Origin of the sequence: Microcoleus sp. MOSTC5 (genome assembly GCF_036701825.1) — a bacterium.
Classification (GTDB): domain Bacteria; phylum Cyanobacteriota; class Cyanobacteriia; order Cyanobacteriales; family Microcoleaceae; genus Microcoleus; species Microcoleus asticus.
In genome coordinates this window covers 24210-38541 of the sequence record NZ_JAUBRK010000011.1, presented here as the reverse complement: position 1 = coordinate 38541, position 14332 = coordinate 24210, and the positions used below count along the sequence as shown (strand labels likewise).

Genomic DNA, 14332 nt, shown 5'->3' with positions numbered 1-14332 from the left:
AGAGGGAAGAAGGAAGAAAGAGGTGGGAAAAACAAAAAATGAAGAAACTATTATTATTTTATCTAGCAATTATCAATCAATTTTGAATTATTTCTCTTTTATTTCTTTCTTCCTTCGTGTTCTTAGCGTCTTCGCGGTTCGTTAAAAAAAACTTAATTCACGCATTCTGTAGTGAGTGCTATATCTCTAAATAAGGACTTCAGTCCTTACTACGAAACTTACGCCGGAAGTATCCGGGAAAGCAGGGAGAAAACGCCAAATCCTACTAGCAAAACGCCGCTAACAGGCGTAATCCAACTCGACCACCGACGCAATTCTAACAACTTTTTAATACTCGCAGTAAAAGTACCTGCTATTATTAGCGGAGCTACGTACCCAGCAGCGTAAAACAGCAGCAACACACCACCTAAAACTGTATCTCCCGTTTTGGAAACCCAAGCTAAGAGTGTAGCTAAAACCGGAGTGCTGCAGGGAGACGCTACTAAACCAAAAGTTAAGCCCAATAAGTACGATCGCACGCCCGCAGGCAAATCTTTCGGCACCCACCCCACAGCGTCGAAAGACGGCATTTGCAAGGGTAAAGCTTCGAGTAAATTCAGTCCCATTAGAATAGCGATAATGCTGACAAGAATCGGCAAACCCAAGCCAATTTTGCCGTAAACTTGTCCGGCAAATGATGCTACAATACCTAAACCCGCAAGGGTTGTCGCCAATCCCAGGGAAAACCACGCAGACTGGGCTGCAGCTTGCAGGCGGCTTTTTGCTTCGTATCCGCCGATGTAGCCGATCGTAATCGGCAACATTGAAAGCATACAGGGCGTTAAGCTCGTTAGCAACCCTGCCATAAAGATGACTCCGACGCTGACTAAACTGAGGTGTGTCAGTTGAGTATTTACTAAATTATTAGCAAATTGTGCGAGTTCGTAAAGTTGGGTTTGCAGGATTTCCATCAGTCGATTTTAGATTTTAGATTTTAGATTTTAGATTGACTCCACAGTCGATTTTAGATTTTAGATTTTAGATTGACTACACAGAGGCATCTGGGAGTTTAAACTAAATATCTAATTTTTTTATCTCCACAGTCAATTTTAGATTTTAGATTGACTCTACAGAGAAATCTGGGAGCTTAAACTAAATATCTAATTTTTTAGAGCTTCACGACTTAAGTCGGGGGCTTGTATCCCTCGGCAGGCTCGGTGCTGTTCAGGCTCTATTTCAAATTGTAACAGATGCGCGCAGGTTCGGTTTAAGATTTAAAATTTTAGCGAGATTGACTTGTTGGAAGTAGAAAAGTCGATCGCACCCCGATTTAAATTGATATATTGACACTATCTTCAACAATCTGTTTTCAACGGGCGTAGCCTATTGCATCTGAGAATTCATTGATTGGGAAACAGGCTGTAAACTCTATTATTGAGAATAATTCATATAGACTTTAATTTAACTTTACTTTAAATTAAAGCCAATTTCTTCATTAATAGAGCCGTCTGGCATTATTGCCCCTGCCAGCACCGCACCTCTGAGATTTGCGCCAGTTAAAATAGCGCCTTCTAAATTAGCATTGCTCAAGTTTGTGACTTGTTTGGAACCTCGAAAAAAGAAACTGTGCAAGTCAGCACCTGTCAAATTACTGTCAGCCAAATTAGCATATTGCAAGTCAGCACCGTGCAGCGTCGCCTCGGTTAAATTAGCTTCCGTAAGATTGCTTCCCCAAAGTCGAGAATCTAACAAATTAGCCTCTTTTAAATTGGCGCGAGTCAGATTTGCCAAAGTCAGATTTGCGTCCCACAATTTCGTGCCGTTGAAATTAGCTTCAGTCAAATTTGAGCGGCTGAGATTCGTGCCTAAAATATCAGCATTGGCTAAATTAGCGCCGCTGAGATCTGCGCCAGAAAGGTCAGCATTTTTTAAATTGACACCGGACAAATTGGCGCCGGACAAATTAGCGCCACTCAAATTGGCTTCTTGGAGATTAGCTCCCCGCAAATCGACAGCGCTTAAATCGCACTGCTTCCACAGAAAGCTAACGCACCAATTATCTTTTAATAGCTGACTCAAATCGTCCGCCTTCGCGGCCATTACAGGAGGAGTTAAGTAGAGAGTGAACAGGACGATCGCCAACACGGTAGCGAAGATTTTTTTCAACTTCAGGACTCTTTTCATTGACACTAATTTGCGCAATAGATTCTTGATGTATACTCAAAGCATAGCAAACAATCGGCAACTTTTCTCACCAATCTTACTCAAAAATATTAATTAAATGTTAATCGGGCGTTGGCGCAGCCACAAAATTAACTCCGGTAGTCTTATACGGGCTTTGAGCTAAAAACCCGGTTGCTTCACAGATGCCTCGCTGCCAAACTAAGATTTTTCGCTAAAACCGGGTTTTAGATGGCCGCAAGTTCGATCGGCATTTGCCAGTGCAATATCTCTACAAAGTAATACTTGTGGCGGGCAGTTGCGATCGATGCCGCAGGGGCCTACGTCAAAACCATCTCGGTAGGAATTTCTCAATATCGCAAGGAAGAAACCGCCCATGTAGCCTGAAAACCTGATATTTAGCCGATTATAGACGCAATTTTTCTTATTTGCGATCGCCATCACTAACTAAGCCCAACTTTCATCACACAAGCGAATGCCCCAGCATCACCAAATCTCATCAAACTTATCACGTTTCTGAGAGCACGCATATCACTGTCACTAGCTGAAATATCGAGCAAAATGAAAGCATACAGTTGAACACCCATCCTGCCATGCCTACTATCCCCATTCTCCCCAGCCAATTAGTCGTTACAACTATTTTAAATTCGATTGAATCTTTGGGATTAGCTAATATTGCAGGTCAAGTATTTTCGGGCGAGCAAGCTGACTCCCGACAAGAAGTAAATTTAAAAGTTACTGCCAGAAAGTTTTATACTCAGGGTTTAAAAAATCTCAAACAACAAGACTTGCACGGTGCAATTAAAAATTTTACTGTCACAATTAACATTAATCCGCAATTCGCTTCCGCTTACAGCTATCGCGGTCTGGTTCGCTATAAATTAGGCTACAAGCAATCTGCGATCGAAGATTTAACTACAGCCATCGAACTCAATCCTTACCGAGCCAATTATTACACCAATCGCGGATTTATGCTGACTCGTTTAAAAGATTATACTGAGGCGATCGCGGATTACAACTCAGCACTGCTGCTCAACCCCAATTTAACCCAAGCTTACTTTAACCGAGGTGCTATCCGCCTACAAATGGAAAATTCCCTGGCAGCACTAGCTGACTTTGAGTCAGCAATTCGCCTCGATCGCGATTTTGCTAAAGCTTACTTCAACCGAGGAGTGACTAGATATAAATTGAGAGAGGTTCAGGGAGCATTTGAGGATTTTCAGAAGGCGGCAGGGCTTTTTAAGCAGCAGGGCAGAATGGATTCTTATCGAGATGCGGTTTCTAAAATTAGAAAGCTATGGTATTAGTTAAATTTGGGAATTGGGAACTTGTACGATCGCGTAGTTGAAGTATTGGCAATTGGGAATGGGCTATTAATAATCAGGTAAGGTGCACCGAAGAGCACCCTACACCTATAATTATGGCGTCAGTCTTGTTAAAGCTAGCCAATTCTCAAGGCGGCGTCACCGACTGGCAAGTCATCGGGACGGGAAATAGTAGAAAAGTTAATTGCAAAGGCGGCGTTTTGAACTGCTGCAGGGGCGGCATTTTGAACGACAGCCAAAGTAACTCCTCCAAATTGAATGAGTGTGTTGCTGCCAGATGGGGTGAATGAGGTGTTGGATAAATTGCTGGTTAAGCCAATGCGATCGCCCTCTCCCGGCCTAAAATCAAGAATTATATCGCTCGCCGTATCTAAAGCCAGATTTTCGCCTGTGGTCAGAACAAAAGTATCTGCACCTGCGCCGCCGGTGAGAGTATCGCTGTCAATATCGCCAAGTAAAATATCGTTACCATCGCCGCCGATTAAAACATCGTTTCCTCTGCCACCTCGCAAAAAGTCGTCACCAGCATCACCATTGAGATTATCATCGCCGAGATTTCCGTTGATAATATCGTTGTCAACACCGCCGCTAATTAAGTCGTTACCTTTGCCACCTCTGAGAAAGTCGTCGCCTTCTTCGCCCGTGAGGGTATCGTTGCCTTGGCTGCCGTTAATTCCATCACCCGTGGGTTCACCGAGGATGCGATCGTTTGCGCTACCTCCCACTACACCGCCGGGATTTTGCTCATAGTCTTGGGAAGTGACTTGATAGTTGTTCGGGGTGTTGGTCAATCTGAGGGGTCGCAAAGGCAGATTTGCCAAATTGGTAATGTTAATGGAATCGTTTAGGAACTCAACATCGGTAATGATGCTAGAAACCCGACTGGGGACGATTCCTTGAACGACTTTTGCAGTCGAAATGCGATCGCCCTGCTGCACCGCATCCACCGTTTCAAAACCTTGAATAACGTTGCCAAAAACAGCATAATTGCCATTTAAAAATGGCAAATCATCCAAAGCAAAATAAAACTGCGAAGAAGCCGAATTCAAAGCATTAGAACGAGCCATTGCCACAGCACCGCGAGTATGCTGCAACTGTGGCGTCTGGGTTACAACTTGGTTGTAAACAGGTTGCGCGGCCCCTTGCGGCTTAATTTCCAAAGGAATAAAACGCGCCTGATTGGTATCCGGGTCAATAAAACTACCCGTTCCCAATTGACTCGCTGGAATTGAAGTATCTCTGCTGCGCGGATCGCCTCCTTGCACCACAAAAGGATCTGGCTGACGCACAACTCGGTGAAACATCACCCCGTCGTAAATACCGCGTTCAACTAAGTCAACAAAATTTCCTCCAGTAAGCGGGGCATTAGTGCCGTCTACTTCGATCGTAACGGGTTGACCGTTAATTACCTGGACTACTATAACTTTGCCTGTTAACGGGAGTGCAGCGCTCATGGGTAAATTGCTATTTGAGTGAGTGATCTTTGGGTTTTAGAAGCAATCCGCGAATTGCCCCTACCCATTTAATCAGAAAACTGTAAACTTGTCTTAAGTACAGTTCTACTTCTAACATTTATGATGTCCCGTCGCAAGTTTTTTAGCACTTTATTGGCAATTTGTCTAGTTTTTCTAAGTTTCAATTTTGCCGCACCTGCATTTGCCCTAGGTGGAAAGCTTCCGGCGGTGAATGAAGCCGCACCGGATTTTAGTTTGCCGACAAACAGCGGCGACGGACAAGTCTCCCTCTCCGATTTTCGCGGTAAGTGGCTGGTAGTGTATTTTTATCCTAAAGACTTTACCTCGGGATGTACGATCGAAGCGCGGAGATTTCAGCAAGATTTGCCGAAATACTTGGCAAAGAATACTCAAATTATCGGTATTAGCGCGGATGATGTCGATTCCCATGCGGAATTTTGCGATTCCGAAGGTTTGAAGTTTCCGCTGTTAGCTGATACGGATGGTAAAGTGAGTAAAGCTTACGGTTCTTGGATGAGTTTTATCTCGGCGCGACACAGTTTTATTATTGACCCTGAAGGCGTTTTGCGGGAAACTTTTGTGAAGATTAATCCGGCGATTCATTCTAAAGAAGTGTTAGCCCGTTTGGGGGAATTGCAGGCTAACGGGTAATACCATTTTAGATTTTAGATTTTAGATTTTAGATTTTAGATTTGAATAATTGGGAATTACTGATGAACCTTGCCTTGGTAGTGAAGACTACATTCCTCTGTATTTTCAGAGTATTTTAGTTTTCACTGCAAACGTTATCAGGTTGATTTGAACTTACATCTTGCACCATTCTCAATAATCCTTTTTTGGGTGGATTATCCTGGCCAACCCCTACTCCCCACAAGAAAATCTACTCTTTGTGGAACAGGTCTCAGAGCCCGTTGTTCACAATGCTGCAACATCTCAGTTTTACGGGAAATGATAGCTGGTAACGTGACAAGCGATATAAGAGTAAATCTAAAATCTAAAATCTAAAATCTAAAATCGCCTGTCCCGCCATCCTCAATGAGAATTAAACTGGCTATTGATTGCAACAGGATCGGCAGCAGATTCCGGCTCGTAAATTTTACTATTTCTGTTAGCAAGGCGGCGTTCCGGGTCAATTCCCTCGAAGGTTGGTGGCAACCAAACTCGGACTACCAACAACACTCCCAAAACTATCAAAAAAGCCCCTGTTGATAATATTTGAACCCAGGGAGTTTCCAGCACTCCCCGCACGATGACTTCTCGCAAAACAGATACTATACAAACTTCCACAGCCACCCCTATCGAAACGCGCTGCTCTTGCAAGTAAATAATTAGCAGCCGAAATAATTCTACCAAAACTAATAAAAATAGAATGTCGGCAGTCACTTGCTTAAAATTCAAAGGAGGAAGCAGCGAGAAAAACATTTCTCGCAGTTCGAGTACCATGAAACAGAACAAACCGATACACAAAGAAATTACAATTAAATCTTGAACTGTTTCGAGAGCACTGACTATTAGTTTCAGATTCAACCATTGCGGGGGGTAATTGATCTGGTTATTTGAACGGTTTTGCATAGACGACTCCTGCAATCTGTTTGACTTGTTTACAGCTTAAGTTAAAGTTAGCTTATCTTTGAAAAAAAATAGGTTTAATTTATTTATAACTATTATAAAAATTCCCTCTGTTGACAATTTCCCATAAACTTTTCCCATAAACTTTTATTTACCGCGCAGGCGGGTTGACATTTTGCCAAAGTTTGTGATAATCGACATCTGCAATTAGTAGATTTGACTGGTGAAAAGCAGAAGTCAATCGATTTTAGATTTTAGATTTTAGATTTTAGATTGAAGAATGGGATAATTGAAGAAAGCGACCTCACGGATGAATCCGGGGGCTTGTACCCTGGCTGATGAAGGTCAAAATCCTAAAATGCTGCAACTGCTATAAAATATGAAAATTGTAAAGAATTATTGACCACAGGTTGATAAACTCAAGTTAGCGACTCTCGGCTTTAATCAAACAAAAGCCGGAAAGTCAACCGAAAAACCAAAAGTAATCCAGAGAGGATTGAACACAATGACATTTGAACTCGCACCATTACCCTTCGCCGCTGACGCCCTAGAGTCAGATCATATGTCTGCCGAGACGTTTTCGTTCCATCACGACAAGCACCACGCTGCTTACGTGACCAACCTCAACAAACTGATTGAAGGGACGGAAATGGCGAGCAAATCCCTTGAAGAAATTGTCAAGGAATCTGCTAAAGACCCATCCAAAGCCGGCATTTTCAACAATGCAGGTCAAGTTTGGAACCACAATTTCTTTTGGAATTCCCTTGCACCAGGTGGCGGCGGCACTCCGACAGGAGCTTTAGCTGACAAAATCAACGCCGACTTCGGCAGCTTCGACAAATTCAAAGAAGAATTTAAGAATGCTGCGACAACTCAGTTCGGTAGCGGCTGGGCTTGGCTGGTTTTAGATAACGGTACTTTGAAAGTTACCAAAACTGCCAACGCCGACACCCCGGTAGCACACGGTCAAACTCCGTTGCTGACTTTGGATGTGTGGGAACACGCTTATTATTTGGATTTCCAAAACCGCCGTCCCGACTACATTACTAATTTCTTGGATAATTTGGCTAACTGGGATTTCGCAGCAGCAAATTTGGCTGCGGCTTAGTAGCATCTGAGTTTGAGGACTTTAGTCCTCACTACAAACTTCAGAGGTTCGTAGTGAGGACTAAAGTCTTTCTTGAGATGAGTATTAACTTGAGTTTGACGGGCGCAGCAGTGAAAATAAACGCCGAAGCCGATCGAACTACTTCGTAGTAGTTAAAAAATTCTGAAATTGTGTTATAATGTATTCGGTAACTGTTTTACAAATTTTGTAGTTTTAGTGGCTGTTCGCGCGATGACCTCTTCACCAACCATAGCACCCGTTCGATCGAGTCAAGTTACCCGCAAACCTTATCCCAACTATCGGGTAATAGTCCTCAACGACGATTTCAATACATTTCAGCACGTTGTGGAATGTTTGACGAAATACATTCCAGGGATGACGAGCGATCGAGCTTGGAAACTCGCCAACCAAATCCACCACGAAGGCCAGGCCACTGTCTGGGTCGGCCCGCAAGAGCAAGCAGAACTTTATCATATGCAATTGAGCCGTGCTGGACTGACAATGGCTCCGCTAGAGTCTACATAAAAATTTGTAGGGTTGAAGGCTTGTTTAAGTTTCGTTAACTCAATTTGAAACCTGCCAAAAGGGTTAAATAACTCGGTTCTCCTGAGCTAGATTATATGTAAACCTGCATAATCTTTTACTCAATTAGGAGAATTTTATGGATCATCCTTTTGATTTAGATGCTGCTCAACTCGAAGCAATTAATTTTGGTTTTGAAGAGACCCTAAGTGATGCACTGATCGACACCATCGCAGGTGGAATAGGTGGAATCATTTTCACGACTCTAGCTATGGGTGAAGAAGGTGGGAGTCATCCGATACAGTGTATCTCAGCTCCCTGTCCGGGAAATGAAGGAGGAGGAGGAGTAGGATTTACTCCCCCGCCTATTTTCGACCCTCCGATGACCACTATGGCTCTGGGTGAAGAGGGTGGAAGCCCTCCGATGACCACTATGGCTCTGGGTGAAGAGGGTGGAGGTCCTCCGATGACCACTATGGCTATCGGTGAAGAGGGTGGAGGTCCTATTCCTTCGTAATCTCATTCGTGGCGACAATTGTAGAAGAGATTCTGCCTAATTCCTGAACTCTTGAAATTGTTTCTGTAATGAGACTTTCAAAGATTCAGCCTCATTCGACAGTTTTTTTTAATACATAAAAAGTTGCAACACTCTCAAAACAAGTGATGCGACTTTTCATTTATTTACTTGCTTTTTAGCAGATTTTTAATTTTCAATTTTCCCATGAACATTTTAATTCTGGGTAATGATTCAGATGCTCATGCTGCTCATATAAAAGATGCTCTCACCCAAGCCGGTGCAGAAGTAGATTATGTAGATACCTATCTGTTTCCAAGACAGTTACGTCTGTCTTGGCAACCTGATACCCTGGTAGGGTGCTTGACGCTACCCGGAGGTCGCCAGTTGAATTTTCAAGATATTCACAGTGTATTTTGGCGCAATTTCTCCGGTGTTTACGTTCCACAGTTAAAAGATGCACATCAACAGCAAGTTGCATTGAAGGATTCCATGAGTACAGTGCGATCGCTCGTGCAAGCTTGTCCGGCTCGCTGGATTAATTCTTGGCAGGCATACCAATTTCATAAAGAAAAACCCCTACAACTGAGCAAGGCAAAGCAAATAGGAGTGACAATTCCTGCAACTTTAATCAGTAACAATCCAGAGCAAGTTAGGGAATTTGTCGAAAATTATGAAAAAGCAATTTTTAAGCCTGTTTATGGTGGCGCTCATACCAAGTTAGTCACAGAGACGCATTTAGAACCTAATCGCCTGGACTTGGCTTTGAGTATTTCTCCTGTCACAATACAAGAGTATATTCCTGGGACAAACATTCGCAGTTATGTGATTGGTGAATCAGTCTATTCTGCCGAAATTCGCAGTCAAGCTTTGGATTTTCGAGAAGATTTAGAGGCAGAGCTAATTCCGATAGATTTGCCAGAATCAGTTAAAAAACAATGTTTGGCAATATTAAAGGCATTTATGCTAGAGTGGACTGCTATTGATTGGCGTGTCAAGCCAACGGGTGAGTATGTATTTTTAGAGGCAAATCCTAGTCCGATGTTTATACACTTTGAGCGTCAGACTGGTTTTCCGATTACACAAAAATTAGTCAATCTCTTAATGTATTAACTGGGACTTAAGAGGCGATCGTAATTTTCCCAATCATCCCCGCCTCTGTATGTCCGGCTACCGTACACCGCAGGTTGTAACTTCCCGATTTCATGGGAACAAACACCCATTCTGCCATAGCGCCCGGTTTAAGTTCCTGTTCGTGAATACTTCCTTTAATTTCCACATTACTAGCTTCAACTTTTTGAGTCCAACTCGCCTCAGCAAAGTTTTTAGCAGTAAAATAATGTTTCTGCAAACTGGGATTTTTCAGCACTAATTTATAGCGCTTGCCCGATTCAAACTCTAGCAGATTGGGGAAAAACTTAAGTTCCCCCACTTCGTTACCTAAACTAACAGTAATTTCGGTGACAGGTTGGCGAGACAAATCACCTGCAGCACTAGCAATTGCCGCTGGCACCAAGATTGTTCCCAAACATAAAATTAGTCCCAAAATCACCTTGAGAGCTGGTTGTAACCGCTGGCTGCGGTAAAATTTACCTAATTGCAAACCGAGTAAATGGATCGTGGCTGTTCTGACTACTGTTAACGGACTAATGACTCATGACTACTGACTTAATTCGATCGCCAAACTTCATCCCAAGGCCCGCCCCCAACTTCCAAACCCGATAAAGAACTTTGAGCCTCTAAGATAATTTTAGAACGCTGCTTACCATTTTTTTCAACATTTCCCCCCAACAATTCTCGAAGTTGCAAGCGCAATTCCCCGTGCGTCGTATCCCGGCAGCAAAAAGCCATGCCTTTTTCGGTAGGAGTTCGCACATAAGTACCAGAAGTCTTTGTAGTGCCAATTAACTCAACTTCAAACTGGCTGTTTCTAGCCTGCATTTTCCAGCTTCCCCAAGGTTCAATCTTCCAACTAACTTGCGAATTCCAAGGCACAAATTCGTAAAATTTGCCTCGGTAATGCAGACAAATCATTGCCACCGATTCCATCCACCACAGCACGCCCCGCTTGCCGCCGCCAGCAGTTAAAGCTAAATCCTTTTCGCCTTGAAAACAATTGCAATTAATCCAAAACCACTTTTGCGGAAAAGCACCGCCCCAGTTTTTTTCGCTGTAAGCGGGAGCATCTTTAAATTCGTAGCGTTGGCCGTTCCAATCGATCCAGCCCGTGGCTAAACCGTGAGCCATTAAAATTTGCCATCCCGGTTCAAATACGGGCAGAAAAGATAGCATTCCCGCCGTAGATTTCTGGAGATCATCGGAGTTTCCCCAGCCGTAAACAGGTTGAATTTCGTACTGCCAAAAACAGCGAGTGCTGCTTCCCGGATCGTGCAGATAACCTTGATTCAAAGTAGCAGTAGCTTGATAGCCTTCTTCGACGCTGCTGTCGAATACTTGCGGCTCTAAATAGTCGGGTTTAATTTGTAAATCTGTTTTGCCCCAATGTCCGAAACCCAAGCTTTCTCGGTGCGCCCAAAACTTATTTACATCGGGGAAGGTGCGGCACAAATAGCTATCTTTTGGGCCGAGAATTTGAGCTGCACCGCCACTGTAAGGTTGACCGCCTCTGGGGTCTTCTATTGAATACATGAATGCAAAAGATTGTCCGTGAATCGGTAATGTTATTCGATAGTACCAGCCTTCAAAAAAGCGCCGGGAACTGCCGTCCCAGTGGTAGCCGCTGTGGGGAGTTTCAATAGTTTTGAGTTGTGAGAGTGAATTTGACATAAAATTACCAATAGGAGCAAGAAGAGTCATTAGTCAGCAGTCATTAGTTATTAGTTATTAGCTAGCAGTCATTAGTAGCGTGCTGGTGTGCACACCTTCTCCAATTCGCAATTCCCTTTTTCCCAATTACCTTTTTTCCAATGACTAATGACTGCTGACTACTGACTAATCCCATTACCAATATGATAGGTTATTAATTATGTCTTTAGCACTTTGGCGATCGCCCTTAGCTCGCGCGCTCCACCGCAACCGCAGTCTTGCTTTTGCTCGCTACTTGCAACTAGCAACTGTTCGCGCTACCGGGCGTCCGGCCAACCGCACTGTGGTGTTTCGAGGCTTTTTAGGAGAGACTAATCAGTTGAAATTTATTACAGATATTCGCAGTGAAAAGGCTGAGGAAATTAACCTCTATCCTTGGGGGGAAATTTGCTGGTATTTCCCCAAAACTCGCGAACAATTTCGGATTGCTGGAAAGCTAGTTTTAGTAGGGGCAGATTATCCAGAGGCAGAGTTGTGCTCATCGCGCCGCACAGCTTGGCAGGAGCTTTCTGAGGCTGCTCGAGATCAGTTTGCTTGGCCGCATCCGGGGGAAGACAAAGCGGAGGCTGGTGCTTTTGATTCTGCTTCCCCAGATGCGATCGAGCCGCTGCCTAATTTTTGCTTGCTGTTGTTGGAACCGGAAACGGTGGATTTGTTGGAGTTGCGGGGGGAACCGCAGAACCGATCGCTTTATCGGCGCGACGGGGAGGGAAATTGGTCTGTGCGATCGGTTAATCCTTGAAGTCAGTTGACTGTTGACTGTTGACTGTTGACTGCTGTCAGTAGGAAAGTTTTAAGTTGAAAAATTCCCAATGAAAAACTCAACACTCAAAACTATTTTTAGATGCCGGTGCCGTCGAAAAATTCTTGAATTGCTTTATCTTTTAACTTGCAGCTAGGGGTTGTAACTAGCTCTGTTTTTTCGGCTAAGGCTACATTGCTGGATTGGTTTAAAGCTTCTGATACTGAGTGGAAATTGTGGGAATGGGGAACAGAAGTTAAGGAGACAGATGCTTGAGGAAGCAAACTTTTTACTTGCTGTTCGAGGGACTCGATGCGATCGAGCAAAGAGCGAATTACCACAGCTTCCGAATCCGGCAAACTGCCGTGTTCTAGTGGATTGACGCGAACTCCCGATCGATAGACGATGCGGCCGGGAATCCCTACCACCGTACAGTCAGATGGTACGTCCCGGAGCACGACGGAACCGGCGCCGATGCGAACGTTGTTGCCAATTAGCAGATTGCCGAGTACCTTGGCGCCGGCACCGACAACTACATTTTCGCCGACGGTAGGGTGACGTTTGCCGCTTTCCTTGCCTGTGCCCCCAAGCGTTACACCTTGGTAAATTAGGGCAAAATCGCCGATAATCGCTGTTTCGCCGATCACAACCCCCATACCGTGGTCGATGAATACGCTTTTGCCGATCGTTGCCCCTGGGTGAATTTCAATTCCGGTCAAAAAGCGAGCTATGTGGGAAATAAAGCGGGGGATGAAGGGAAGTCCCAGCACGTAAAGCCAATGTGCGAGGCGGTGCAGCACTAGGGCCTGAAGACCGGGGTAACAAAATAAAACTTCCAACCAGTTGCGAGCGGCAGGGTCGCGATCAAAAATTATACTGAAGTCAGCTCTAAGAGTCTTTAGCACTTTCGGATTTACCAATTTTGGTTAAACACGCCACTTTCAATTTTACATTTTACTGGATGGCGTAAGTGAGAGACCGATCGGGAGATTGGGGAGTGGGAGATTGGCAGATTGGCAGATTGGGGGAGATTGGGGGAGTGGGAGATTGGCAGATTGGCAGATTGGGGGAGAATTCGATCGTATTTGATTGTCTCCATCCCACAGCGCCGCGGCGTTCTATTCCTGTACTGAGATTGTATAGTTAGACTTGACTCCGGCTTCGAGAGTACCGACCCAAATCCTGTAAGAGCCTGCTTGCCACTCAGAATCAACAATGCCAGCATCTTTATTCTGGCCTGCATCGTCTCCGCAGCGCACCGCATTACCGGGGCCTTGTACGAGTAAGGTTGTGTCCTTGCCTCCGCTGTTGACTTGGATTGCGAGTTTTGAAAAGTTTTGCTGCAAGACGATGATGTGGTCGGGAGTTGGGGTGGCAAAACCCAAACATTTGTTTTTGTGCCGATCGGCGTTGGCAATGGCAGATAGAGAGTACGATCCGCCTGTGGAACCTCTCAAAACTGCTGTTGGGGCTCCAAAACCTCGCGATAAAGTTAAAGTGCCGAAATTGGCTGTTTCTGCTAAAACTGGTAGGGCGGCGATCGCGGCGATCGCCGCCAAGACTGCACTGTTTTTGAAATTGGCTCGCTGATTAAACAACATGGCAATATTCCTCGCTCACAACTTAAAATCACAACTCAGAATTTACCCATCGCAGCCCCTACAACCATAACTCTGGAGGAAAAATAACTTTTTTTAAATTTATTCAAAACCTCCTGGCTTCTCTTGTTTATGTCTATCAGAACAATCCGTGTGCGCTCGCGCTCCGAGTGCCACTCCAATTTCTGCCACAGGCGATCGACTCATATCCGAAATTGTACGGTGTCAAGATGATTATTTTGATACTCCTAGCCTTGGTGTTGGCGATCTGTTCCCTATTGACACAGGTTTTGGTATTGTTACCTATGGGTCTATCTGGCTGGCTCCACTTCCCTAATTGGCTGAGCCTGACCTTGATTTTGCTGGCTATTTCTTGGTGCTTGGGGGATTAGTCAGCATTTAGCATTCATGAGTTATTAGTTATTAGTCAAAAACTAATTATCAATGATTCCGCTTCCCCCAACGATCGAGGCCCGAGCCTCCCCGGCCTGAT

At 44.4% G+C, this 14332-nt stretch carries 17 protein-coding genes; 8 read left to right on the top strand and 9 right to left on the bottom strand.

Annotated features, from left to right (window positions below):
* Nucleotides 1-218: 218 nt before the first annotated feature.
* The 3 genes from QUA54_RS08020 to QUA54_RS08010 form a co-directional block, all read right to left on the bottom strand.
* On the bottom strand, nucleotides 219-953 hold the full coding sequence (locus QUA54_RS08020) for a cytochrome c biogenesis protein CcdA (RefSeq protein WP_216670185.1): 735 nt from the start codon (nucleotides 951-953) through the stop codon (nucleotides 219-221).
* A gap of 493 nt (nucleotides 954-1446) precedes the next feature.
* Nucleotides 1447-2163: a pentapeptide repeat-containing protein gene (locus QUA54_RS08015; RefSeq protein ID WP_333414090.1), complete on the bottom strand. Its 717-nt coding sequence runs from the start codon at nucleotides 2161-2163 to the stop codon at nucleotides 1447-1449.
* Between the two features lie 198 nt (nucleotides 2164-2361).
* Entirely contained in the window at nucleotides 2362-2538 is a 177-nt protein-coding gene (locus QUA54_RS08010; protein ID WP_333414089.1) for a hypothetical protein, read from the bottom strand.
* A 215-nt stretch (nucleotides 2539-2753) separates the two neighbouring features.
* Between QUA54_RS08010 and QUA54_RS08005 the strand changes: the two genes are divergently transcribed.
* Nucleotides 2754-3467, top strand: coding sequence for a tetratricopeptide repeat protein (locus QUA54_RS08005; RefSeq protein WP_333414088.1), 714 nt, complete (start codon nucleotides 2754-2756; stop codon nucleotides 3465-3467).
* A gap of 134 nt (nucleotides 3468-3601) precedes the next feature.
* On the opposite strand, the gene QUA54_RS08000 is transcribed toward QUA54_RS08005, so the two are convergent.
* Nucleotides 3602-4939, bottom strand: coding sequence for a peptidylprolyl isomerase (locus QUA54_RS08000; protein WP_333414087.1), 1338 nt, complete (start codon nucleotides 4937-4939; stop codon nucleotides 3602-3604).
* 120 nt (nucleotides 4940-5059) lie between these two features.
* On the opposite strand from QUA54_RS08000, the gene QUA54_RS07995 reads away from it, so the two are divergent.
* Nucleotides 5060-5611, top strand: a complete 552-nt coding sequence (locus QUA54_RS07995) for a peroxiredoxin (protein WP_333190706.1) — start codon at nucleotides 5060-5062, stop codon at nucleotides 5609-5611.
* Nucleotides 5612-5992: 381 nt separating this feature from the next.
* Here the strand turns inward: QUA54_RS07995 and QUA54_RS07990 are convergent, their stop codons facing one another.
* Nucleotides 5993-6532: a phosphate-starvation-inducible PsiE family protein gene (locus QUA54_RS07990; protein ID WP_333414086.1), complete on the bottom strand. Its 540-nt coding sequence runs from the start codon at nucleotides 6530-6532 to the stop codon at nucleotides 5993-5995.
* Between the two features lie 502 nt (nucleotides 6533-7034).
* On the opposite strand from QUA54_RS07990, the gene QUA54_RS07985 reads away from it, so the two are divergent.
* From QUA54_RS07985 to QUA54_RS07970, 4 genes are all read left to right on the top strand, one after another.
* Nucleotides 7035-7637 carry a superoxide dismutase gene (locus QUA54_RS07985; RefSeq protein WP_333414085.1) on the top strand — a complete coding sequence of 201 codons (603 nt, stop codon included), beginning with the start codon at nucleotides 7035-7037 and terminating at the stop codon, nucleotides 7635-7637.
* A gap of 231 nt (nucleotides 7638-7868) precedes the next feature.
* The gene (gene clpS, locus QUA54_RS07980) at nucleotides 7869-8162 is read left to right on the top strand and encodes an ATP-dependent Clp protease adapter ClpS (protein ID WP_172185659.1); all 294 of its coding nucleotides are present in this window, start codon (nucleotides 7869-7871) and stop codon (nucleotides 8160-8162) included.
* A 136-nt stretch (nucleotides 8163-8298) separates the two neighbouring features.
* Nucleotides 8299-8676, top strand: coding sequence for a hypothetical protein (locus QUA54_RS07975; RefSeq protein WP_333414084.1), 378 nt, complete (start codon nucleotides 8299-8301; stop codon nucleotides 8674-8676).
* A gap of 204 nt (nucleotides 8677-8880) precedes the next feature.
* Nucleotides 8881-9786, top strand: a complete 906-nt coding sequence (locus QUA54_RS07970; protein WP_333414083.1) for an MvdC/MvdD family ATP grasp protein — start codon at nucleotides 8881-8883, stop codon at nucleotides 9784-9786.
* A gap of 7 nt (nucleotides 9787-9793) precedes the next feature.
* Here QUA54_RS07970 and QUA54_RS07965 read toward each other — a convergent pair whose 3' ends face one another.
* Nucleotides 9794-10276, bottom strand: a complete 483-nt coding sequence (locus QUA54_RS07965; protein WP_333414082.1) for a plastocyanin/azurin family copper-binding protein — start codon at nucleotides 10274-10276, stop codon at nucleotides 9794-9796.
* 65 nt (nucleotides 10277-10341) lie between these two features.
* On the bottom strand, nucleotides 10342-11460 hold the full coding sequence (locus QUA54_RS07960) for a tocopherol cyclase family protein (RefSeq protein ID WP_333414081.1): 1119 nt from the start codon (nucleotides 11458-11460) through the stop codon (nucleotides 10342-10344).
* A 199-nt stretch (nucleotides 11461-11659) separates the two neighbouring features.
* Here QUA54_RS07960 and QUA54_RS07955 point away from each other — a divergent pair, with 199 nt between their 5' ends.
* Nucleotides 11660-12241, top strand: coding sequence for an Npun_F5749 family FMN-dependent PPOX-type flavoprotein (locus QUA54_RS07955; protein WP_333414080.1), 582 nt, complete (start codon nucleotides 11660-11662; stop codon nucleotides 12239-12241).
* Between the two features lie 98 nt (nucleotides 12242-12339).
* On the opposite strand, the gene cysE is transcribed toward QUA54_RS07955, so the two are convergent.
* Together cysE and QUA54_RS07945 are read right to left on the bottom strand one after the other, a co-directional pair.
* The gene (cysE, locus tag QUA54_RS07950) at nucleotides 12340-13146 is read right to left on the bottom strand and encodes a serine O-acetyltransferase (RefSeq protein ID WP_333190695.1); all 807 of its coding nucleotides are present in this window, start codon (nucleotides 13144-13146) and stop codon (nucleotides 12340-12342) included.
* A 213-nt stretch (nucleotides 13147-13359) separates the two neighbouring features.
* Nucleotides 13360-13842 carry a hypothetical protein gene (locus tag QUA54_RS07945; protein WP_333414079.1) on the bottom strand — a complete coding sequence of 161 codons (483 nt, stop codon included), beginning with the start codon at nucleotides 13840-13842 and terminating at the stop codon, nucleotides 13360-13362.
* A gap of 167 nt (nucleotides 13843-14009) precedes the next feature.
* Between QUA54_RS07945 and QUA54_RS07940 the strand changes: the two genes are divergently transcribed.
* On the top strand, nucleotides 14010-14231 hold the full coding sequence (locus tag QUA54_RS07940; RefSeq protein WP_333028921.1) for a hypothetical protein: 222 nt from the start codon (nucleotides 14010-14012) through the stop codon (nucleotides 14229-14231).
* Nucleotides 14232-14332: the final 101 nt, after the last annotated feature.